Genomic DNA, 14,364 nt, shown 5'->3' with positions numbered 1-14,364 from the left:
CCGCGGGTGACGTGCTTCACTGTCGCTGGACTTGAGCTAATCACGGTTCACATAGCGCGGCAACCGCGCCGACGGGAGGACCGGACGTGGAGATCACCCAGGCGCTGCACCGCGCCGCCCAGCAGACCCCCGACCTGCCCGCGACGATCGCCGGCGAGCGCGTCCGGACGTGGGCGCAGTGCCGCGACCGCGTGGCCCGTCTCGCCGGCGCGCTGCAGGCGCTCGGGGTCGGGCCCGGCGACCGGGTCGCGATGCTCTCGCTGAACTCCGACCGCTTCCACGAGTACCTGTTCGCGGTGCCGTGGGCCGGCGGCGTCGTCACCCCGGTCAACATCCGGTGGAGCCCGGCGGAGATCGCGTTCTCGCTCGAGGACGCGCAGGTGGCGATCCTCGTCGTCGACGATGCCTTCGTGCCCGCGGTCCCGGCGATCCGCGCCGGAGCCCCGGTGCTGCGGACGATCGTCTACAGCGGCGACGGCGAGGTGCCCGAGGGCATGGTCGGCTTCGAGGCGCTCCTCGCCGAGCACGAGCCGGTGCCCGACGCGCGCCGCGGGCGCGACGACCCGTACGGCATCTACTACACCGGCGGCACCACCGGCACGCCGAAGGGCGTGGTGCTCAGCCACGCGAACCTGCTCGCGTCCGCGCTCGGCAGCGCGGCGAGCGGCGACTTCATGACCCCGGGCGGGCGCCTGCTCCACGCCGCGCCGATGTTCCACCTCGCCGACGGCGCCTCCTGGGTGGCGCGCAACGTCACCGGCGGCACCCACGTCATCGTCCCGATGTTCACGCCGGCCGGCGTGGCCGCGGCGATCGCGGCGCACGAGGTCACCGACGTCCTGCTCGTGCCGACGATGATCCAGATGCTGGTCGACGCGCCCGAGGCCGCCGACGCCGACCTCACCAGTCTGCGCCACCTGCTGTACGGCGCCTCGCCGATCTCCGAGGCCGTGCTCGAGCGGGCGGCCAAGCGCCTGCCCGCCGCCGAGTTCACGCAGGCCTACGGCATGACCGAGCTGTCGCCGGTCGCGACCCTGCTCCGGCCCGTCGACCACGGCGTCGACCGGCTGCGGCGCTCGGCCGGGCGCGCGGCGCCGCACGCCGAGGTCCGGATCGTCGACGAGAACGACGAGGAGGTCCCGTACGGCACGGTCGGCGAGATCGTCAGCCGCGGACCGCACGTCATGCTCGGCTACTGGAACCGCCCCGACGAGACCGCGAGCGCGCTGCGCGGCGGCTGGATGCACACCGGCGACGGCGGCCGGATGGACGACGAGGGCTACGTCTACGTCGTCGACCGGATCAAGGACATGATCGTCTCGGGCGGCGAGAACGTGTACTCGGTCGAGGTGGAGAACGCCCTGGCCAAGCACCCCGACGTCGCGTCCTGCGCGGTGATCGGCGTGCCCGACGACGAGTGGGGCGAGCGCGTGCACGCGGTGGTCGTGCCCGTGGCGGGCGCCGCGCCGAGCGCCGACCAGCTGCGCGAGCACGTCAAGGGCCTGATCGCGGGTTACAAGGCCCCGCGCACGGTGGAGCTGCGCGACGCCCTCCCGATCTCCGGCGCGGGGAAGATCCTCAAGCGCGACCTGCGCGCGGAGCACTGGTCGTCCGCCGACCGCGGCGTGTCCTGACCCGGTGCGCGCGAACGCCCGTCTCCCTCACGCGTCGAGGGCGGCGATCTTGCCCCGGAGCACGCCCCGCTCACGTTCGTTGCCGCAGCGCGCGACGGCGAGCTCCAGGGCCTGGCGCGCCTCGGCCGGCCGTCCCAGCCGGATGAGCAGCTCCCCGCGCACGCTCGGCAGCAGGTGGGAGCCCGCGAGGACCTCCGCGTCCGCCAGCCCGTCGACGATCGGCAGTGCGGCCGCCGGGCCCTGCGCCATCGAGACCGCCACGGCCCGGTTGAGGTCCACCACCGGGGACGGCGCGAGTCGCCCCAGCGCCTCGTAGAGCAGCACGATCCGCTCCCAGTCGGTGCCCGGCACCGACGGGGCGACCGCGTGGCACTCGGCGATCGCGGCCTGCAACCCGTAGGCGCCGAGGCCCCGCCCGAGCCCCTGCGCGCGGGCCAGCGCGGCCCGGCCCCGCCCGATGGCGGCCACGTCCCAGCGCCGGCGGTCCTGGTCCTCCAGGAGCACCGGCTCCCCGTCGGGCCCGGTCCGCGCCGGGAAGCGGGCCGCGGTCAGCTCGAGCAGCGCGAGCAGGCCGTGCACGTCGGCGTGGTCCGGGACGAGGCGGGCCAGCACCCGGGCGAGCCGCCGCGCCTCCGCGGCGAGGTCGACGCGGATCAGGGCGTCACCGGAGCTCGCGGACGACCCCTCCGTGAAGATCAGGTAGATCACGTTGAGCACCGACCCGAGCCGCTCGCCGCGCTCGGCCGCCGGCGGCACCCCGAACGGCACCCCGGCGGCACCGAGCGTCTTCTTCGCCCGGGTGATCCGGGCCTGCACGGTGGCCGTCGGGACGAGGAACGCCCGCGCGATCTCGTCACTGGTGAGCCCGCCGACCACCCGCAGCGTCAGCGCCACCCGGGCCTCGCGCGAGAGCACCGGGTGGCAGGAGACGAAGATCAGCGCGAGGACGTCGTCGTCGATGCGGTCGGGGTCGAAGAGGAGATCGTCGCCCTCGGGCACCGGTTCACCCCCCGTCGCCGCGCCGCCCTCGCCCAGCCCGTGGGCGAGGGCGGCGTAGCGCTCGTCGCGGCCGGCGCGGCGGCGGAACGCGTCGATGGCGCGCCGCCGCCCGACCGTGAGGAGCCACCCCGCGGGCTCGCGCGGCACGCCGTCGCGCGGCCACGTCACGAGGGCCTCCGCCAGGGCCTCCTGCGCGAGGTCCTCGGCGAGCGCGAAGTCGCCGGTGTAGCGGGCGAGCGCGCCGACGATCCGCGGCGACTCGATCCGCCACACCGCGCCCACCGCGTCACGGCCGCTCAGAGCTGCCCGGTCGCCTCGCGCCACGCCCGCTCCTTCTGGATCCACGGGTTGTCCTGGGGGAACTCGTCGATCGACGAGACGCGCCGGATCTCGGTCTTGAAGCCGGGACCCGTGCCGGGGGCGCGCTTCGCCCACTCGACGGCCTCCTCGCGCGAGGCCACGTTGAGCAGGTAGAAGCCGCCGAACAGCTCCTTGGTCTCGCCGTAGGGGCCGTCGGTGACGACCGGCGGCTCGGAGCCGTGGTCGACCACGACCGTCTCCGCCGGGTCCTCGAGGCCCTCGGCGGCGAGCAGCACGCCGGCCCGGAGCATCTCCTCCTGGAACCGGCCCATCAGCTCGATCATCTCGTCCATGTCGACGTCCGCCATCGACGCGTAGGCCTGGTCGGTGGCCCGCATGATCAGCATGTACTTCACGGCGTGTCTCCTTCGTCGGGGTCCCTGGTCGGACCCTGGCACCCACAGGTCGAGCGGCCTCCGCGCGGATCGACAGCGGATCCGCGGAACTTCTCCCGTCACCCGATTGATCACCTGCTGTCACCGGGATCGGTCCCTGTCCGGACGACGTCCCGACGGTTAGAGTCCGCCGGGTGACCGCGGACGCCCATGAGCTACTGAACGTAGCCGCGTCGGCCCTGGACGCCACGACGGCGCGGGCGGCGGGCATCCAGCAGCTCACCGAGCAGCTCTCCCGCGCGCTCACCCCCGCCGACATCGGTCGGCTCACCGCCACGACCGCGGCCACCCTCATCGGCGCCGACGCCTGCGCGGCCTACGGGCGGCGCGAGGGCACGGACGTCATGGAGTCGCTGCACACGCACGGCTGGCCGGGCGACACGCGGCCCTACGCCGAGGTGCCGCTGCACCGCGGGCGCCCGATGTCGGACGCGGTCCTCACCGGCGAGCCGGTCTGGCTCGAGGACACCGAGCAGTGGCACGTGCGCTACCCCGAGATGGCGCCGCTCGGGGTGTCGCAGGGCCACGAGGCATCCGCCGTCCTTCCCCTGCGCGTCGAGGAGCGTGACCTCGGCGCCGTGGTCTTCAGCTTCTACCGGCCCCGCGCCTTCGACCTCGCCGAGCGCGAGTTCCTGCTGACCGTCGCGTCGCTGTGCGCCCAGGCGCTCGACCGCGCCCGGCTCTACGCCGCCGAGCGTGCGGCGCGCGCCACGGCCGAGCGCGAGCGCGACCGCATGGCGTTCCTGGCGCAGGCGAGCAGTCTCATGGAGGCGCCGCTGTCGGTGGAGGAGCGCCTGCGCCAGCTCGCCGACCTCGCCGTCACGGGGATCGCGGACTGGTCGGCGGTGCACCTCGTGCGCGGATCGCGCGTCGAGAAGGTCGCCGTCGCGCACCTGGATCCCGAGAAGATCGAGTTCGTCGACCGCCTCGAACGGCGCTACCCCCAGGACCCCGAGGCGCGCGGCGGCGCGGTCGAGGTGGCCCGCACCGGCGTCCCCGTCGTCCTGCCGGACGTGCCCGACGCGCTCCTCGTCGCCTCCGCGGTCGACGCCACCCACCTCGCGCTGATCCGCGAGCTCGGGATGCGCTCGGCGATCGTCATGCCGCTGCTGGTCCGTGGGCGCAGCCTCGGCGCGCTGACGCTGGTGCAGGCCGAGTCGGGGCGGCGCTTCGGCGAGGAGGACCTGACGTTCGTGGGTCAGCTCGCCGCGACGGCCGCCCTCGCCATCGACAACGCCGCGCTCTACGAGCAGCAGCGCCTGGTCGCGCGCACCCTGCAGACCGCCCTGCTGCCCAGCGAGCTGCCGGACATCCCGGGGGTGTCGTGCGCCGGGCGCTATCTGCCGCCCGATCCGGACCTCACCGACGTCTACGTCGGCGGCGACCTCTACGACGTCCACCCCGACGAGGAGCACGGACGCTGGGCGCTGACCGTCGCCGACGTCTGCGGCAAGGGCCCGCAGGCCGCCGCGCTCACCTCGCTCATCCGCCACACCGTGCACGCCGAGGTCCGCCACGGGCTGGGGCCGGCGGAGGTGCTGCGGCGGGTGAACACCGCGATGCTGCGCCAGCACGGCGAGGCGCGGGCGCGGTTCGCAACCATCGCCCACGCGGCCGTGACGCCCGACGCCGGCGGCGTCGCCGTCACCCTGGTCAACGGCGGCCACCCGCCGGGTCTCGTCCTCCGCGGCGACCGCCTCGAGTGGATCGACCTGCCGGGCACCCTCGTCGGGGTGTTCGGCGACGTCGACCTCCCGGAGATCGACATCCGGCTCGATCCCGGGGACACCCTGGTGCTCTACACCGACGGCGTCACCGAGGCCCGCGGCCCGGCGGGCTTCTTCGGTCCCGAACGGCTCGCGGCCGTGGTCGCGGGCCTGGCCGGCCGGCCCGCCGACGCCCTCGCCGACGGCGTCCTCGCCGCGATCTCGGACTTCCAGCGCGGGCGGCTGCGCGACGACGTCGCGCTCCTCGTGGTCCGGGCACAGCCGTGACCGAGCCCCGCGCCGTCCTGGAGGTGGACCGCATGTCGCACGACGGCCAGCTGGTGCTGGCGCTGCGCGGCGAGCTCGACAACGACACCCTCGCCGCGGCCCAGGACCAGGTCGCGGCGGCCGAGGCCGAGGCCCCGCCGGTCCTCGTCCTCGACCTCTCGGGGCTCGAGTACGTCGGGTCGTGCGGCGTGCGCCTGGTGCTGCTCGCCCAGCACGGCGCCGAGGCGGCGCACCGGCGCCTCGCGGTGCGTCTCGGCCACGGTCAGACCCGGCGCATGTTCGACATCCTCGGGCTCACCACCCGCCTCGAGGTGCTCGACCGGGACTCCCCCGAAGGCTCGCCCACGTGACCGCCGCCCCCGATCGTCCCGCCCCGCCGACCGACGGGACGGCGGACCCGTTCCGCCACCTCGCGATCAACTACCACGACGTCGACGGCCTCGTCGCCACGCTCGCCCCGGTGCTCGAGGAGGCGCTGACCCGCGGCGACCTCGTGCTCGCCGTCGTCGACGACGTCGTCCGCGCGGCGATCACCCGCCACCTCGGCGACGCGGTCGCGGGCGTCGTGTTCGGGGAGCCGGCGCAGCCCTACACCTACAGCGGGCAGACGACCGCGGCGCGGCGCGCCTCGACGCTGCGCGAGATGACGGCGGGCGGGCGTGCGGCCCTGGTCCTCAGCGACAGCACCGCGACCGGCGACCCGGACGCCTGGAGCGCCCTGGACGCGAGCTCGAACCTGGCGCTGCGCGGTCTCCCGGTGACCCTGCTCTGCCTGTGCGACGCCACCCGCGCCCTCGAGGACGCCGAGCGCTTCCTCTACTGGAACCATCCCGAGCTCTACGTCGGGGCGACGGCGAGCCCGAACCCGCGTTACCGCTCCCCCGAGACGGTGCTCACCGCCGTCCCCGCCCCGCCCGCACCCGAGCTCGGCCCGCCGGAGCACGTGACGACGTTCGCGGGCGCCGGCGCGCTGCGCGAGATCCGGCGCGAGACCCACCGCCGCGGCGAGGAGGCCGGCCTCGACGACGAGCAGCTCGACGGCCTCGTCCTCGCGGTCGGCGAGCTGGCCAGCAACAGCGTCGAGCACGGCCCGGGGCACGGCTCGCTGTCGTGGTGGACGCGGCCCGGCCGGCTCGTCGCGCAGATCAGCGACCCCGGGCGGATGACCACCACGACGCCCGGGCTGCGCTGCCCCGAGACGCGGTCGGTACGAGGGCGGGGTGTGTGGCTCGCCCGACAGCTCACCGACGTGCTGCACCTGTGGACCGGCCCCGGCGGTACCCACGTGCGCCTCGAGATCGGTGACAGGGCGGGAAATTAGTTCCCCGTTTGCTCCCCCCACGGGCGCCGCCGTGCGGTCTGCTCAGCCGCGCGGTCGTCGAGAACCCGGCGGCTGCGCGACACGTGTCGGCCGGGTGCCGCGCAAACGGCCCCGCGCCACCAAGGAGGCCATTCGGTGATCGTCCTCGGCGTCATCCTCATCATCCTGGGATACATCCTCGGGATCTCGATCCTCTACACGATCGGCGCGATCCTGCTGGTCGTCGGACTCGTCCTCACCCTGCTGGGGGCGGCCGGTCGTGGGGTCGGTGGTCGCAAGACCTACTTCTGATGCTCCGCACGTGAGTGGAATGGGTCGTCAGGACGACCCATTTCACTCACGTGCGGCGGAGCCGCCTCAGGCCGGCGCGATCCCGATCGGCCGGGTCGGCATCCAGCGCGGGGCCGGGTCGGTCCGCGCGGGCGTCACGGGCCCCCGCGGTGCGGGGATGAGGTGGTACGGGAGGGGCGGCGGGTAGCCCCAGGGCGTCCACGTGGGTTCGCCCCGCCAGCCGGCCGCGATCGCGACGGCGTGCTGCCAGGCGGCGGCCGCCCAGGGCTCGCCGAGCTCGCCCACGTCGGCCAGCCCCGCCGGCGCCTCCACCCGCGGCGGCGCGGGGTGCCGGATCATCTGTCGCTCCATGCCGCTGTGACGGTCCGGGGACCCGGAAGTGTTCCCACGTCGGCTCCTTTCTCGAGGTCGTCGAGTTCGTCGAGGTCGCGGTCGTGCCGGCGGGCGAGCAGCAGCCGGGCGAGGAGCGCGCCGCACAGGCACAGCGCCATGTCCCACTGCGTGTCCCTGGGTCGCGAGATAGGCGTCGGCGCTCCGCCCGAGCGCGAGCGCCGATCGCCGGGACGACACCCGCGGACCACACGAGGGCCACCAGCACCACGGCGACCAGGGACCGATTGCGCACACCGCGACGGTCACAGGGACGAGGCCCGCGTCGCGTCGGTACTTCTACGCGGTCGGGGCCGGCGACAGCTCCTCGGCCAGCGCGACGATGATCCCCGCGGGTCCGCGCACGTAGCAGAGCAGGAACATCTCCTCGAACTGCGCGATCTCGCCGACGAGCTCGCCGCCGTGGGCGCGGAGGCGCTCGACGGTGTCCCGGATGTCGTCGACGGCGAACATCAGCCGGCGCAGACCGATGGTGTTCGCGGGCGCGCTCGGCTCGGCGGTGGTCGCCGTCGGCGTCCGGAACCGCGTCAGCTCCAGCTTGCTGTGACCGTCCGGCGTCCGCACCATCGCGACCTCGACGCTGACGCCGTCGAGCCCGACGACGCGGTCGACCCACGCCCCCTCGGCCGGCATCCGGCCCTCGAGCTCCATCCCCAGCTCGAGGAAGAACGCGGTCGCCGCGTCGAGGTCCTCGACGACCACGCCGACGTGGTCCATCCGCCTGACGGCCATGGTGGGCCCTCCTTCGTCCGTCCGTTCCTGTCCCCGGGGACGGAGCGGGGGCGGCGATCTCGACAGAAAGTCGGATGCGACGTGTCGGGGTCGGGCGCGAGGGTGCAGGGATGCTGCGCCTGCGAGCACGTCGGCACACGCGACCGTCGGTCGCGCTCGCCGTCTCCCGTGCGCTCGTCGACGCCGGGCCCCAGACCGCGGCGCTGGTGCGCGAGCACGCCGAGCAGCACGGCGACGTGGAGCCCACGGTGCTGCTGGCCGAGCTCGCCCACTGGTACGTCGCGGCGTCGCTCGGGCCGGTCGCCGGCTCGCGGGCCGTGGCCGACCGGGTCGTGGTGGCGCTGGCGCAGGAGTTCCGCGACGGCGACGACGTCATGCGCGCGATCATCGCGACCGGTTTCCTCGACGTGCTCCCGCCGCCCGGCGAGCTCGGTCACGAGGTCGTGGCGCGGCTGCCGCGGCGTCTGGCCCGCGAGCTGGTCTGACCCCCGCCACCGCCGTGCGAGCGGACAGCGGCGCTCACTCCCACGGCGGCTCCTCGTCCCCGTCGGCGATGCGCTCCCCCTGCTCGACGAGGGCGCGGTGGAGGTCGAGGAGGACGCGCGCCTGGTCGGCCACGGCGTCGTCGCCGTCGATCGCACGGGCGATCCAGTGGTGGGCCATCACGGGGTCGGCCTCCGCGATCGCGATCTGGGCGAGTCGCAGCTCGCACTGCCGACCCCGGCCGCCCGGCGCGGTGGTCGCGAGCCCGAAGAACGACTCGGCCCCGTCGAGGTCACCGCGACCGAAGGCGATCTCGCCGCGGACGGAGCACTCCCAGCTGCGCTCGCCGGCCGACCCCGCGGTGAAGCCCAGGAGCTCTCGCTCCGCGCCGTCGATGTCGTCGGCGTGCAGGCGGTCCTCGGCGAGGCGCAGGATGTCCGTGCCGGTCCGGGCCCGCCGGAACGCGCCGTCCGCGGCGTCCTGCTCCCCCCGGTCCGCCAGGATCCGGCCGAGGGCCAGCGACGCCTCCCGGATCCCGGCCAGGTCGGCCTGCCGCAGGAGCGGCAGCGCGTCGTCCGGTCGCCCGCCCCGCAGGTCCGCCCGCCCGGCCCGCCACGCCCCGAGCGCGGCGAGCTCCGGGTCGGGGCCGGCCGCGGCCTGCACCCACCAGCCCCGGGCGAGACGGCCGTCGCGCAGCCACGTGTCGATGTCACCGAGCGCGAGGAGGGCGCGCTGGTCGGGCACCGCCGCCTCGAACACCGGGCGCAGCGCCGCACGGATCTCGACGTCGGTGGACCACGCCGCCAGCAGCACCGCGCCGATCCGGACCCGCGACGCCGTGAACGCCACGGGGTCGCCGGCCGTCGGGGCGTCGCGCCCGATCAGCCGGGCGAGGCTCAGCGCCTCCCAGCGTGCGAGCTCCTGCTCGAGGTCCGTCGAGGTCACGGGCCCATGGTCGCGGCGGGCCCGCCTCGATCGCGACGGAGATTCAGCTGCCGGGCTCGCGATAGGCGCCCTGGACGGCCGCGGCCCGCTCGAGCACCGCCGGCAGGTCGGAGCTGGCGAAGATCTCGTGGGTCTCGAGGCTGCGGATCGCACCCGTACTGGACACCGCGATCGACAGGCCCGCCGCCCTGGCCGAATCCGGGAGATCGGTGATGACGAAGCCGTCGTACGACCCGAACATGAAGTAGGCGGCCTCGACGTTCCCGCCCAGCGACTCGGCCGCCGCCTGGACCGCGGCCCTCCGATCACTCGGGTTGGCGATCATCTTCGCCCACGTCTCGTCGGTGTAGCTGAAGAACGTGACGTACTTGGCCATGCCGCACCCCCGGCGCTCGTCGACGCGCCGACGCCGCCCCCTGCGGACGTGGCGCCCTGTCACTGTCCCGCCGCCGCCGGCGCAGACGGGTGTCGGAACGAGCGCGTTCTCGTCACGCGGCGCCCCGCGGCCCCGGGAAGCACTCCACATCGCATTCCTGGACCGCTCGCCACGGTGACCGGAACTGCGTCGAGTAGCGGGGCGGTGACGTCGGGTCCACCCTGCCTCCCCGCGTCGTTCGAACAGCGGTAGAACCCGCCCGGAGATCGGTCCACGCTGTGCGACACCTCGGGGCGCGCGGCGTCGGGGATGGCGCACTCCTGGGAGCCGGAAAATGAGCAATCGCGGTCGTTCGGTGAACTGCATCCTTCCCCCGCACATCCTGAACGCGCTCCTCGACAGCGACGACCGCGAGATCCGGCGCACGGCCGTGGCCACACTGACCAGCACCTCGCGCCTGCGCGGCGAGCGGACGGCCCGCTCCATCGCCGCCGTCGCCGCGCCGGCGGGCGGCCGCCGCACGATCTCCGACTGCCATCAGAGCAAGGTCCTGGCGCAGGCGACGGTGGAGCGCGGAGAGGACGACCCGGCGGTGGCCGACGGCTCGGTCAACGCGGCGTTCGACGGCCTGGGCACGACCCGCGACTTCTACGCCCAGGTCCTGCAGCGCAATTCCATCGACGGCAAGGGAATGCGGCTGAACGGCTACGTGCACTACGGCCAGGCGTTCAACAACGCGTTCTGGGACAGCCGCGAGATGGTGTTCGGCGACGGCGACGGCCGCGTGTTCAGCGACTTCACGGGCGCGCTGGACGTCATCGCCCACGAGCTCACCCACGGCGTCACCGAGCACACCGCCGGGCTGGACTACCACAACCAGTCGGGGGCGCTGAACGAGTCGATCTCCGACGTGTTCGGCTCCGTGGTGAAGCAGTGGAAGCTCGGGCAGACCGCCGCGCAGGCGGACTGGCTGATCGGCGAGAAGATCTTCACGCCGGGCGTCGAGGCGGACGCGCTGCGCTCGATGAAGGCACCGGGCACCGCCTACGACACCCCGTTGCTCGGCGGGAAGGACCCCCAGCCCGACCGCATGAGCAGGTTCCTCAACCTCCCCGACACCGACGAGGACGACAACGGCGGCGTCCACATCAACTCCGGCATCCCGAACAAGGCCTTCTACCTCGCCGCCACCGGGATCGGCGGGAACTCCTGGGGGGCGCCGGGCGTCATCTGGTACGAGGCGCTCAAGGCCTCGTCGCCGGACACCGACTTCCAGGCGTTCGCCGACACCACCTTCGCGAAGGCGGGCCAGCTGTTCGGGACGGGCAGCCCCGAGCAGCAGGCGGTCTTCGCCGCGTGGCAGGGAGTCGAGATCAAGATCAGCGGTGCGTCGCCCCTGTCGGTGCGGCTCAGTGCGTCGAGCAACGGGACGGGCGCCGCCGCGGCGGCGTCGCTGCCGAGTCGCGTCGACGAGCTCGCCGGCCAGATCAAGGCCCTGACCAAGGAGGTGAACGGCCTGCGGAAGGCCCGCGCATGAAGATCACGGTGACCGAACGGGGCGGGTTCGCCGCCACGGTGCTGCGCCAGCAGCCCGACAAGGTCGTCGACACCGCGGAGCTGGGGTCCGCGGACGCCGCCGAGCTCGAGGGCGCCGCCCGCACCGCGGTGGCGCGGGCGGCCGATCACGACGGCGCCGGGCACCGCGCCCGTCCCGACGAGCAGAACTACCGCATCGTCGTCGACGACCACGGGGACCAGACCGTCATCAAGGCCTACGACTCGACGATGGACCCGGCCGTCGCCGACCTCCTCGGCCGGCTCCACCGGCACTGGTAGGTCGCCTGCTCAGCGGTCGCCCGACCGGTGCTGCGTCGGCGCGCGCAGCAGGCGGACCGCCTTCGGCCCCACGCCGTGGATGGCGAGCAGCTCGCGGTCGGACATGGCCGCGACGCGGTCCATGGTCGTGATCCCGAGGTCGGCGAGGGCGCGGGTCGCGGTCCGGCCGATCGCCGACGGGAGATCGCCCACCTCCCCGGGTTCCGCGGACGCCGCGGCGGCGGCGTTCTCCGCGAGCGCCGTCGGCGCCTGCGCTGCCCACGCCCGCCGGACCCACTGATTGAGCTGCTGGCCGTCGATGTCGGCGAGGGCCAGACGGACGCCGGTTCTCCGGTCGTTCTCGTGCACGGCCTCCGCCGTGGGGTGGGCCTCGATCATCGCGTCGATCTCCGCGTCGGGGAGCGACAGGACGACGATCCGAGCCGTGTCCAGGACCGCGAACACCCGACCGTCGACGGCGAAGGCGGTGCGCCCCTCGTCGTCGGTGGTCTCCGCGGCCCGCAGCAGACCCAGAGCCGCCTTCCGCGGCTGGCGCTGAGTGGTCACTCGGCGAACCTAGGGCAAGTGGCGGTCAGGGCCGGTCCGCGACGGGCTGATCTCGGACGGGCCGCGCCCGCCGACCTGGGACTGGCGGACCATTGCCCCTCGAGCCGCGCCAGGGCGTCTCGATCACCCGCTGGCCGGCGAACGCACCGTCATCGCCGAGGCCCTGTAGATCTCCGCAGGAGGACCGTAGCGTCCCGATCTTGCGGTGATCCGCTCCGCGGATCTCCGAAGGTCGAGCGCTGGGGGGCGGCTGTGGCACTGGGGACGTTCGCGGTGCTGTTCATCGTCGGGGCGGCGATCGTGGCGCCGTTCCGCCGACGGATCGGTGGTCCGGGAGGCGGCAGCGAGAAGGCCATCGTCGGCGTGACGTGGTTCCTCGTAGCGATCTTCCTCGGCATCCTGGTGGCCTCGACCTAGCCTCGGGCGCGGGAAGCGGGGTGGAGCCGCCTTCGGTGCGCTTGCGACAGCACAAGGTCGCGTTCGCGCCGCCACGCCGAGAAGTGAGGTCAACCAGCCCGGTGGTGAGATCGATGCCGTGGCTGGGCGGTGGTGGCCAGGTAGGCCGCCCCGTCGACCCTGAGCGCGGCGACGCCCTCGCGCTCACCGGATGTAGAAGGACGCCACGACCGCGTCGAGGGCGGCGGAACACGACGCGGAAGCCTTCACGTGTCGCACGATTGGCTTCCGCTGAAACGGCTGTTGCCGTTGCTCTGAACAGCCCCGTTCAACGCACCAGTGGTCCTGCCCGACCTCTCGGAGGAGCGGTCATTGAAGGGTCCCTCGGTTGTCGTCGTGGGATCTGTCCCACCACGTGCCACGCAGGCTCCGAAGTTCCCGGGCGGGGCGGACGCGGCGTTGGCGACCCCGGCGAACACCCCGAACGAGGCGAGGACCAGGGCCCCCATCGCGATCGTCGAGCCCAGAGCACGGCTACGTGTCATCACTTGACTCCCCCTCGAACTTCGGGTCGCCCCGTCGGCGCATCCTCGGATAGGCGACCCTTGCCGTCACATCGGGCGTACGTCACCACGTCTCGTGGCGTGTTGACCAGATGCGCCGTCGAGCGTTCACCAGACGGCCTAGCGTGAGGCGTTCCGCGCCAAAAGCTCCGACTACTGTCGGTCGCAGGACGTACGGCGGCCCCGACCCGTGGTCACCGCCGCCGAGCTCGACGCCGATCGCGCTCGGCTTCCCGCCCTGGTCGCCGACGATCCGGTTCGCGGTCGAGCAGCTGGTCGAGCGCGACGGCACGCACGGCCTGCGCGAGCTCGCCGGGGATCACTCGACCCGCGCCTGGCCGGCGAGCGCCGTCTGCGGCCGCGCTGGCGTCGGGTGCTCGACGAGGAGCAGCCACGAGAGCCTTCTCCTCGCGCTCCGTTTCACCACCCCGGCGACCTTGGCACGCCGGCCGGCTGATCCAGCACGTCACCTCGGCGGGCGACCATGGTTCCTCGACTCGACGGACGAGGAAGCGAGCGCGACCGTGATTCCTCGACACCAAGTAAGGGAAGGCCGGTCCGGAGCGTTCCGGTCCGGCCCTGACCTGCGGAGCCGCCTTCGGGATTCGAACCCGAGACCTACGCATTACGAGTGCGTTGCTCTGGCCATCTGAGCTAAGGCGGCAGTAGCACCAAGTCTAGGGCAGGGCTCCCGCGGGATGGTCGGGCGGGTCTACGCCGCGACGAGCAGCAGGACGCCGAGCCACACGAGCGCGACGACCTTGGCGCCTTCGAGGGCGATGTAGGCCAGGTGCGCGCGGGAGCGGGGCGGGTCCTCGCCCGCGAGGACGCGGTCGGAGCGGCGGTTGAGCACCGGGCGCACGACGGCCAGCTGCACGATCAGCAGCACCACGAGGACGGCGACGAGCACCGTCGGCGCGGCCGGGACACCCGCGAGTACGACACCCACGATCGTGACCACCGCGAGCACGAGCTCGGCGACGTTGAGCGCCCGGAACACCAGCCGGCCGATGCCGAGGCCGATCACCGTCGTGACACCCGGCGCGCGGAACTTCAGCGGCGCCTCGAGGAACGAGATCGCCAGCACCATGCCGAGCCACACG

Annotated in this window: 18 protein-coding genes and 1 tRNA gene; 9 read left to right on the top strand and 10 right to left on the bottom strand. The window is 73.8% G+C overall.

Features of this window, described 5'->3' with window-relative positions; all coding sequences use genetic code 11:
• Positions 1-86 precede the first annotated feature (86 nt).
• Entirely contained in the window at positions 87-1,634 is a 1,548-nt protein-coding gene (locus tag ACFPK1_RS15285) for a long-chain-fatty-acid--CoA ligase (protein ID WP_378021781.1), read from the top strand.
• Positions 1,635-1,661: 27 nt separating this feature from the next.
• Here ACFPK1_RS15285 and ACFPK1_RS15280 read toward each other — a convergent pair whose 3' ends face one another.
• Positions 1,662-2,957: an RNA polymerase sigma factor gene (locus ACFPK1_RS15280; RefSeq protein ID WP_378021780.1), complete on the bottom strand. Its 1,296-nt coding sequence runs from the start codon at positions 2,955-2,957 to the stop codon at positions 1,662-1,664.
• On the bottom strand, positions 2,930-3,349 hold the full coding sequence (locus ACFPK1_RS15275; RefSeq protein WP_378021779.1) for a YciI family protein: 420 nt from the start codon (positions 3,347-3,349) through the stop codon (positions 2,930-2,932). The genes ACFPK1_RS15280 and ACFPK1_RS15275 overlap by 28 nt, the downstream gene beginning before the upstream one ends.
• Positions 3,350-3,522: 173 nt before the next feature.
• Here ACFPK1_RS15275 and ACFPK1_RS15270 point away from each other — a divergent pair, with 173 nt between their 5' ends.
• From ACFPK1_RS15270 to ACFPK1_RS15255, 4 genes are all read left to right on the top strand, one after another.
• Positions 3,523-5,382: a GAF domain-containing SpoIIE family protein phosphatase gene (locus ACFPK1_RS15270; RefSeq protein WP_378021778.1), complete on the top strand. Its 1,860-nt coding sequence runs from the start codon at positions 3,523-3,525 to the stop codon at positions 5,380-5,382.
• Positions 5,379-5,732 carry an STAS domain-containing protein gene (locus tag ACFPK1_RS15265; RefSeq protein ID WP_378021777.1) on the top strand — a complete coding sequence of 118 codons (354 nt, stop codon included), beginning with the start codon at positions 5,379-5,381 and terminating at the stop codon, positions 5,730-5,732. Before ACFPK1_RS15270 ends, ACFPK1_RS15265 begins: the two co-directional genes overlap by 4 nt.
• The gene (locus ACFPK1_RS15260; protein WP_378021776.1) at positions 5,729-6,703 is read left to right on the top strand and encodes an ATP-binding protein; all 975 of its coding nucleotides are present in this window, start codon (positions 5,729-5,731) and stop codon (positions 6,701-6,703) included. The genes ACFPK1_RS15265 and ACFPK1_RS15260 overlap by 4 nt, the downstream gene beginning before the upstream one ends.
• Before the next feature lie 135 nt (positions 6,704-6,838).
• Positions 6,839-6,994, top strand: coding sequence for a DUF6131 family protein (locus ACFPK1_RS15255; RefSeq protein WP_274284104.1), 156 nt, complete (start codon positions 6,839-6,841; stop codon positions 6,992-6,994).
• 66 nt (positions 6,995-7,060) lie between these two features.
• Here ACFPK1_RS15255 and ACFPK1_RS15250 read toward each other — a convergent pair whose 3' ends face one another.
• The 3 genes from ACFPK1_RS15250 to ACFPK1_RS15240 form a co-directional block, all read right to left on the bottom strand.
• Entirely contained in the window at positions 7,061-7,333 is a 273-nt protein-coding gene (locus ACFPK1_RS15250) for a hypothetical protein (protein WP_378021775.1), read from the bottom strand.
• Positions 7,330-7,485 carry a hypothetical protein gene (locus ACFPK1_RS15245; protein ID WP_378021774.1) on the bottom strand — a complete coding sequence of 52 codons (156 nt, stop codon included), beginning with the start codon at positions 7,483-7,485 and terminating at the stop codon, positions 7,330-7,332. The genes ACFPK1_RS15250 and ACFPK1_RS15245 overlap by 4 nt, the downstream gene beginning before the upstream one ends.
• 178 nt (positions 7,486-7,663) lie before the next feature.
• Positions 7,664-8,116 (bottom strand): VOC family protein, encoded by a 453-nt coding sequence (locus ACFPK1_RS15240; RefSeq protein WP_378021773.1) that lies wholly within the window; start codon positions 8,114-8,116, stop codon positions 7,664-7,666.
• 110 nt (positions 8,117-8,226) lie between these two features.
• Here ACFPK1_RS15240 and ACFPK1_RS15235 point away from each other — a divergent pair, with 110 nt between their 5' ends.
• A complete protein-coding gene (locus tag ACFPK1_RS15235; protein ID WP_378021772.1) occupies positions 8,227-8,601 on the top strand; it encodes a hypothetical protein in 375 nt (124 codons plus the stop codon).
• A 34-nt stretch (positions 8,602-8,635) separates the two neighbouring features.
• On the opposite strand, the gene ACFPK1_RS15230 is transcribed toward ACFPK1_RS15235, so the two are convergent.
• Positions 8,636-9,544, bottom strand: coding sequence for a tetratricopeptide repeat protein (locus ACFPK1_RS15230; protein ID WP_378021771.1), 909 nt, complete (start codon positions 9,542-9,544; stop codon positions 8,636-8,638).
• Positions 9,545-9,587: 43 nt separating this feature from the next.
• Positions 9,588-9,920 (bottom strand): GYD domain-containing protein, encoded by a 333-nt coding sequence (locus ACFPK1_RS15225; RefSeq protein ID WP_378021770.1) that lies wholly within the window; start codon positions 9,918-9,920, stop codon positions 9,588-9,590.
• Between the two features lie 334 nt (positions 9,921-10,254).
• On the opposite strand from ACFPK1_RS15225, the gene ACFPK1_RS15220 reads away from it, so the two are divergent.
• Together ACFPK1_RS15220 and ACFPK1_RS15215 are read left to right on the top strand one after the other, a co-directional pair.
• The gene (locus tag ACFPK1_RS15220) at positions 10,255-11,457 is read left to right on the top strand and encodes a M4 family metallopeptidase (protein WP_378021769.1); all 1,203 of its coding nucleotides are present in this window, start codon (positions 10,255-10,257) and stop codon (positions 11,455-11,457) included.
• Positions 11,454-11,756, top strand: coding sequence for a protealysin inhibitor emfourin (locus ACFPK1_RS15215; RefSeq protein WP_378021768.1), 303 nt, complete (start codon positions 11,454-11,456; stop codon positions 11,754-11,756). Before ACFPK1_RS15220 ends, ACFPK1_RS15215 begins: the two co-directional genes overlap by 4 nt.
• A 9-nt stretch (positions 11,757-11,765) precedes the next feature.
• On the opposite strand, the gene ACFPK1_RS15210 is transcribed toward ACFPK1_RS15215, so the two are convergent.
• Positions 11,766-12,302, bottom strand: coding sequence for a hypothetical protein (locus ACFPK1_RS15210; protein ID WP_378021767.1), 537 nt, complete (start codon positions 12,300-12,302; stop codon positions 11,766-11,768).
• 252 nt (positions 12,303-12,554) lie between these two features.
• Between ACFPK1_RS15210 and ACFPK1_RS15205 the strand changes: the two genes are divergently transcribed.
• Positions 12,555-12,719 carry a hypothetical protein gene (locus ACFPK1_RS15205; protein ID WP_378021766.1) on the top strand — a complete coding sequence of 55 codons (165 nt, stop codon included), beginning with the start codon at positions 12,555-12,557 and terminating at the stop codon, positions 12,717-12,719.
• 1,132 nt (positions 12,720-13,851) lie between these two features.
• Here ACFPK1_RS15205 and ACFPK1_RS15200 read toward each other — a convergent pair.
• A tRNA-Thr gene (locus tag ACFPK1_RS15200) sits at positions 13,852-13,925 on the bottom strand.
• A gap of 48 nt (positions 13,926-13,973) precedes the next feature.
• Positions 13,974-14,351: a hypothetical protein gene (locus ACFPK1_RS15195; RefSeq protein WP_378021929.1), complete on the bottom strand. Its 378-nt coding sequence runs from the start codon at positions 14,349-14,351 to the stop codon at positions 13,974-13,976.
• Between the last annotated feature and the right edge of the window lie 13 nt (positions 14,352-14,364).

The organism is Actinomycetospora rhizophila (assembly GCF_042657905.1).
Taxonomy (GTDB): domain Bacteria; phylum Actinomycetota; class Actinomycetes; order Mycobacteriales; family Pseudonocardiaceae; genus Actinomycetospora; species Actinomycetospora rhizophila.
Note: the sequence above shows the minus strand (reverse complement) of the source record. Positions and strands in the feature narration are given on the sequence as shown.

What these genes read in the sequence shown, in the direction of transcription:
- ACFPK1_RS15250 (WP_378021775.1), bottom strand. Translation starts at nt 7,333, where the DNA reads ATGATCCGGCACCCCGCGCCGCCGCGGGTGGAGGCGCCGGCGGGGCTG.
- ACFPK1_RS15245 (WP_378021774.1), bottom strand. Translation starts at nt 7,485, where the DNA reads ATGGCGCTGTGCCTGTGCGGCGCGCTCCTCGCCCGGCTGCTGCTCGCC.
- ACFPK1_RS15240 (WP_378021773.1), bottom strand. Translation starts at nt 8,116, where the DNA reads ATGGCCGTCAGGCGGATGGACCACGTCGGCGTGGTCGTCGAGGACCTC.
- ACFPK1_RS15235 (WP_378021772.1), top strand. Translation starts at nt 8,227, where the DNA reads ATGCTGCGCCTGCGAGCACGTCGGCACACGCGACCGTCGGTCGCGCTC.
- ACFPK1_RS15225 (WP_378021770.1), bottom strand. Translation starts at nt 9,920, where the DNA reads ATGGCCAAGTACGTCACGTTCTTCAGCTACACCGACGAGACGTGGGCG.
- ACFPK1_RS15220 (WP_378021769.1), top strand. Translation starts at nt 10,255, where the DNA reads ATGAGCAATCGCGGTCGTTCGGTGAACTGCATCCTTCCCCCGCACATC.
- ACFPK1_RS15215 (WP_378021768.1), top strand. Translation starts at nt 11,454, where the DNA reads ATGAAGATCACGGTGACCGAACGGGGCGGGTTCGCCGCCACGGTGCTG.
- ACFPK1_RS15195 (WP_378021929.1), bottom strand. Translation starts at nt 14,351, where the DNA reads ATGGTGCTGGCGATCTCGTTCCTCGAGGCGCCGCTGAAGTTCCGCGCG.